We start from the raw sequence: 3,864 nt of genomic DNA, 5'->3' as shown, positions 1-3,864 counted from the left end.
CCGCTCCCGCCGCCGCCCGGCCCCGGCCCGGGCGCTCCGTGGGCCCAGCCGCCCGCCACCGCCCAGCACCCCGGCTACCCCGACCCGGGCGCGGCCCACCCCGGCGCGGCTTACCCCGGCGCCGCGCAGCCTGGTGCCCCGCTGCCCGGCGGGCCGCAGGTCACCGCGCCGCTGCCCGGCTACCCCGGCGCCGCCTACCCGCAGCCCGGCCAGCCGCAGCCCGAGGCCACTGCACCGCACCCCGGCCACCCCGGGCACCCCGGCCAGCCGCAGCCCGGGACCGGCTCGCCGTGGGCCCAGCCGCCCGCGTACGCACAGCCCGGCTACCAGGACCCCACGGCCGCCCACCCCGGTGCCCCGCAGCCCGTCGCCCCCCAGCCCGTCGCGCCGCAGCCCACCGCGCCGCTGCCCACCGCGCCGCTGCCCGGCTACCCCGACCCCGCCGCGGCCCACCCCGGTGTGCCGCAGCCGGGCCTCCCCCAGCCGGGTGTGCCGCAGCCGGGCGTGCCCCAGCCGGGAGTCCCGCAGCCCGGCCGGGTCGACCCGCGCGAGGTGGGCGGCTGGCCGACCCCCGGTCAGACCCAGCCCGGCCCCGCGCCGGTCCAGCCGCAGCCCACCGCTCCGCTGCCGGGCCAGCAGCCCTACCCGGCGCCGGTCGCCTACCCGCACCAGCAGGCGGTGCCGCAGGCCCCGGCGGCGTTCCGGCCGGCCGGCGGCCAGCAGCAGCCGACCGCGCACGGCGCCCCGCTCGGCTACACCGCGGCCGTCGAGCTCTCCTCCGACCGCCTGCTGAAGAACCAGCCCAAGCAGCAGCGGCAGACCCCGCGGTTGAAGTTCGGCGGCAAGGCCGCGGCGGCCGAGCGCGAACGCAAGCTGGGGATCATCCGCACCCCGGTGCTCAGCTGCTACCGGATCGCGGTGATCAGCCTCAAGGGCGGGGTGGGCAAGACCACGACCACCACCGCGCTCGGCTCGACCCTGGCCAGCGAGCGCCAGGACAAGGTGATCGCGATCGACGCCAACCCCGACGCCGGCACGCTCGGCCGCCGGATCAAGCGGCAGACCGGCGCGACCATCCGCGACCTGGTCACCGCCATCCCGCAGCTGCGCAGCTACATGGACATCCGCCAGTTCACCTCGCAGGACCAGCACACCGGCCTGGAGATCCTGGCCAACGACGTCGACCCGGCGGTCTCCACCACCTTCAACGACTCCGACTACCGCCAGGTGATCGACGTGCTGGGCCGCCAGTACCCGATCATCCTGACCGACTCCGGCACCGGCCTGCTCTACAGCGCCATGCGCGGCGTGCTCGACCTGGCCGACCAGCTGATCATCGTCGCCACCCCCAGCGTCGACGGGGCCAGCAGCGCCAGCACCACCCTCGACTGGCTCTCCGCCCACGGCTACGCCGACCTGGTGCAGCGCAGCATCACCGTCGTCTCCGGGGTCCGCGAGACCAGCAAGATGATCCGGATCGAGGACATCGTCGCGCACTTCGAGACCCGCTGCCGCGGCGTGATCGTGGTGCCGTTCGACGAGAGCCTGGCGGCCGGCGCCGAGGTCAACCTCGACCTGATGCGGCCCAAGGTCCGCGAGGCCTACTTCGACCTGGCCACCCTGGTCGGCGAGGACATCGCCCGCGCCCAGCAGGCCGCCCAGGCCGGCGGCTGGCAGCAGCAGCACCAGCAGCCGCAGCCGGGCGTGCCCCAGCAGCAGCCGTGGGGCCAGCCCGCGCCCGGCCCGGTCCCGGGCCCGCCGCAGCAGCCGTGGGGGCAGCAGCCCGTACCGGGCGGGCCGCAGGACCCCGGCCAGCCCTGGGGCGCACCGCCGCCGGCCCAGCCGTGGGGCGCCCCGCCGCCCGGCCAGCAGCCCGCCCCCGGCGGCTACGGCTACCCCCAGGCCACTGCACCGCAGCCCGCTGCCCCGCAACAGCCGCTGCCCTCGGAGTGGCCGCAGGTCGACCCGGCGCAGCAGCAGCCCCCGCAGCAGCCCGGGTACGGCTACCCGCCGCCCCCGCCCCAGCAGTAACCGGTGACACACCGATGCGGCGCCCGCCCCGAGGTCCGGGGCGGGCGCCGCATCGGTGTTCCTGCTCCAGCCGGATCCTGGCGATCCGTCAGCTGGTCTCGATCAGTTGGGCTCGACCAGCCGGGCTCGTCAGCTGGGCTCGGTGAGTTCGCGGGCCTGCTTGACGTCGGCGGCCATCCGGTCGAGCAGCGCCTCGATGCTGTCGAACTTCTCCATCCCGCGCAGGTAGCTGAGGAAGTCGACGGCCGCGTGCAGGCCGTACAGGTCCAGGCCGACCCGGTCGATCGCGTAGGCCTCCACCGTGCGGGTGGTGCCGTCGAAGGTCGGGTTGGTGCCGACCGAGATGGCCGCGGGCATCCGCTCCCCGGCCGCGGTCAGCCAGCCCGCGTACACGCCGTCGGCCGGGATCGCGCTGTGCGGCACGGTGTCCACGTTGGCGGTCGGGAAGCCGAGGTCGCGCCCGCGCTGCGCGCCGCGCACCACGATGCCCTCCACCCGGTGCGGGCGGCCCAGCACCTCGGCGGCGCCGGTGACGTCGCCCTCGCCCACCAGTCGGCGCACCAGGGTGGAGGAGAACGGCTCGCCGCCGCCGGCCGCGCCGCTCACCTTCAGGTCGACCACCTCGACCTCGAAGTCGTCCGCCCGGCCCAGCTCGGCCAGCAGCGCCACGTTGCCCGCCGCCTTGTGCCCGAAGCGGAAGTTGGGCCCCTCGATGACCAGCCGCGCGTGCAGCGCGTCCACCAGCACCTGCTGGACGAAGGCCTCCGGGGACTCCTTGGAGAACTCGGTGGTGAACGGCAGCACCAGCACCGCGTCCACCCCGAGCTCGGCCATCAGCTCGGCCCGGCGCGGGTGCGGGGCCAGCAGCGCCGGGTGGCTGCCCGGGCGGACCACCTCGCTCGGGTGCGGGTCGAAGGTCACCACCACGGCCTTGGCGCCCAGCTCACGGGCCCGGGAAACCGCCCGATCGATGATCAGCTGGTGCCCCAGGTGCACACCGTCGAAGGAACCGATGGTGACGACGCTACGTCCCCAGTCGCCGGGAATCTCCTCCAGGCCACGCCAGCGCTGCACCCTGACCGCTCCTCTGCTTCCGCCACTGTTCACATGCTCGAACTCGATCCCCTATAGCGTGCCATGCGCCGGTCCGCGCTCCGGCACCGGAACACCTGCTGCACGCGGCAGCACGGCGGTCACCGGGCGCACCGCGGTGCGTTCGGCGGCCGCGGCGGCGTACTGCGGGTCGCGGCCCTGGGCGAGCAGGGCGCGCATCCGGGCCAGCAACGGCCCGCCGGCCGGCGGCCGGTCCGCCGCGGGCCACTCGGCGAGCAGCTGCGCGAAGTCGGCCGAGCGGCCCGCGCACCGCACCAGCAGCGCGTCCCAGCCGGGCGCCGCGTGCTGCGGCCCGCCCTCGCCGTGCGCCCAGGCGTCGCCGATCCCGCGGACCACCGCGCGGGCCCGGGCCGGACCGTGCCGGGCCGTGGTGTTGGCCAGCCGCTCCAGCGCCGCGGCGAGCACCGCCGGGTCCCGCTCGGCCAGCAGCAGCCGGTCCAGGAACTCGGCGCGCAGCCCCTCGGCCGACCCGTCCTGCGGTGTGGCCAGCACCACGACGAAGGCCCGGCGGACCATGGCCGGCCGCTCGCCGGGCGGCGCGCCGAGCAGGGCGGTCAGGTCGCCGCGCACCGCCGTACCGAGCGCCAGCCGGCGGTTCAGGTACTCGGCGACCAGCTCGGCCCGGTCCGGGCGGGCCCGCAGCAGCCGCCCGGCCAGCCGGGTCGCCGGGTCGGAGAGCGCGCTGGAGGCCGCGGCGCCCCCGGCCGGCGGCGCGTCGGC

At 76.9% G+C, this 3,864-nt stretch carries 2 protein-coding genes and 1 pseudogene; 1 reads left to right on the top strand and 2 read right to left on the bottom strand.

All coding sequences use genetic code 11. The annotated features are described in order from the left end of the window. The coding region (locus tag ACQRUO_RS38860) for an AAA family ATPase (protein WP_428320905.1) at nucleotides 1–2,031 on the top strand (2,031 nt) is incomplete at its 5' end. A gap of 129 nt (nucleotides 2,032–2,160) precedes the next feature. Here the strand turns inward: ACQRUO_RS38860 and ACQRUO_RS38855 are convergent. Next, nucleotides 2,161–3,105, bottom strand: a complete 945-nt coding sequence (locus tag ACQRUO_RS38855; protein WP_428320904.1) for a bifunctional riboflavin kinase/FAD synthetase — start codon at nucleotides 3,103–3,105, stop codon at nucleotides 2,161–2,163. A gap of 51 nt (nucleotides 3,106–3,156) precedes the next feature. Further along, a pseudogene (locus ACQRUO_RS38850) lies at nucleotides 3,157–3,864 on the bottom strand (hypothetical protein); the annotation flags it as partial.

This window comes from Kitasatospora sp. LaBMicrA B282, from assembly GCF_050325825.1.
In the GTDB taxonomy this organism is placed as follows: domain Bacteria; phylum Actinomycetota; class Actinomycetes; order Streptomycetales; family Streptomycetaceae; genus Kitasatospora.
Note: the sequence above shows the minus strand (reverse complement) of the source record. Positions and strands in the feature narration are given on the sequence as shown.